The sequence below is a fragment of the Polaromonas sp. P1_G4 genome (assembly GCF_056405475.1).
In genome coordinates, this window is the sequence record NZ_JBFUCA010000694.1 from 1 (window position 1) to 1,769 (window position 1,769).

The 1,769-nt window shown below is 66.6% G+C and carries 1 protein-coding gene and 1 pseudogene; both read right to left on the reverse strand.

Going from position 1 to position 1,769, the window contains the following annotated elements:
* Positions 1-188: 188 nt before the first annotated feature.
* Positions 189-1,184 carry an AAA family ATPase gene (locus AC1D1X_RS22330; protein WP_457279406.1) on the reverse strand — a complete coding sequence of 332 codons (996 nt, stop codon included), beginning with the start codon at positions 1,182-1,184 and terminating at the stop codon, positions 189-191.
* Between the two features lie 13 nt (positions 1,185-1,197).
* Positions 1,198-1,769: pseudogene (locus AC1D1X_RS22335) on the reverse strand (DUF4350 domain-containing protein); the annotation flags it as partial.

The following is a 1,769-nucleotide window of genomic DNA, read 5'->3' on the forward strand; positions in this document are numbered from 1 at the left end:
GGCGCAGGCTGCGCCAGAGATCAAAAATGGCGCCTGCCAGCGCCGCCAGCAAGACGGCGCCGGCCAGTATCGCGACCCGGTCAACCGGCAAACCCCCGAGCAAGGCCAGCGCGACGGCCGCCGTGATGCAAGCCAGCACCCTGACGGTCGTTTTTGCGGGGATCACCAACCAGCGCATGAGTTGCGGCCTAGAGACGGGGGGCCTGGACGCTGCCCAGGGCACTGCGCAGCAAGTCGTCAACACCCAGGCCTTCCAGCTGCGCATCGGGCGAAATCATCACCCGGTGGCGCAAGGCCGGCAGGGCCTGCCGTGCCACATCGTCGGGTGTGATGAAGTCCCGTCCGTGCATGAGCGCGCCGGCCCGTGCAGCCCGCACTAGGGCCATGGTGCCGCGCGGCCCTGCCCCCGACGAAAGGCCTGGCCAGTCGCGCGTGGCGCGGGCGATGCGGACCGCATAGTCAATGACCTGTTCGTGCGCCTGCACCAGGCTGGCCAGCCGCTGCAGTTCAAGCACCTGCGCGTCGTCCAGGCACGGCCTGACCGCATCAAGCGGCAACTGGTTGCCGGCACGCTGGCCGGTGGTCAGCTGCACGATCGCCTTTTCTTCAGCATGGCTGGGGAAGTCGATGTTGATCTTGAGCAGGAACCGGTCCAGCTGCGCCTCCGGCAGAGGGTAGGTGCCTTCGGTATCGATCGGGTTTTGTGTCGCCATCACCATGAAGGGACGGGGCAGCGGCATGGCCTTTCCTTCGAGCGTGACCTGGTATTCCTGCATCACTTCAAGCAAGGCGCTCTGGGTTTTGGCTGGTGCGCGGTTGATTTCATCCGCCAGCAGCAGGTGCGTGAACACCGGTCCCTGGTGTACCCGCAGCGTGCCGATGCCGGCTTCGCTCCGGGTCGATGGGTCCAGCACGGAATGACCCGTGATGTCCGAAGGCATCAGGTCGGGCGTGAATTGCACGCGGGCGTAGCGCAGGCTCATGGCTTGCGCCAATGCGCGCGCCAGCAATGTCTTGCCCAGTCCCGGTACACCCTCAATCAGGACGTGGCCGGATGCGACCAGCGCCACCAGGGTCTGGTCGACGGCTTCCGATTGGCCGACCACGGCTTTGCCGACCTCCTGGCGCAGGGTTTGCAGCGACTCGGCTGCGCGGCTCAGTTCTTCGTTGGGAATGAATGACATGGTGTTTCTCGGTTCAGGATGAAGGAGGAGATGAAGCGGCAGATGAGGCGCTGGGTGAGGCGCCGGGTGAAACGGGAGACGTGAAAGCTGTTGGCTGCCGCGTGTCGGGCCCCGTGGCGTCGAGGCGCCGGCGGGCGGTTTCGATCAATTCGAGGTCGGCGGCCAGCACGCCGGGGTTGCGCGACCTGACTGCCTGGGCGCGTTCCAGCAACAGGGCGTCCAGGCCGGTGGCGCGTGCGATCTCGACTGTGCGTTGCTTCGGATCAAGCTGTGAAAACCGGCGCAATTGCCGGGTGGCCGACTCGTGCAGCGCGCGAAGCTGCGCTGTATGCAAGGCCTTCGGCCCGTGCATATGCAGAAAACGCGCCGTACCGCGCACTTGCTCGGCCATCGAGCGCCGGTGAGCGCTTGCGGACGCTGCCAACGGCCCGAAGCGCACGCTGGCGCGCCACAGGGCCAGCGCCAGCGCCAGCAAGCCGAGCAACAGGGCGGCCCAGGCCTGGTGCCACAGCCAGGGCATGAAGGGCTCCCGGGCCTCTTCGGCAACAAACCAGAATTCAGTGCCGGCGCGCGCCTGCAATGCCG

Excerpts from the sequence above, each read along its gene's own strand:
- AC1D1X_RS22330 (WP_457279406.1), bottom strand. The coding sequence starts at position 1,184 with ATGTCATTCATTCCCAACGAAGAACTGAGCCGCGCAGCCGAGTCGCTG.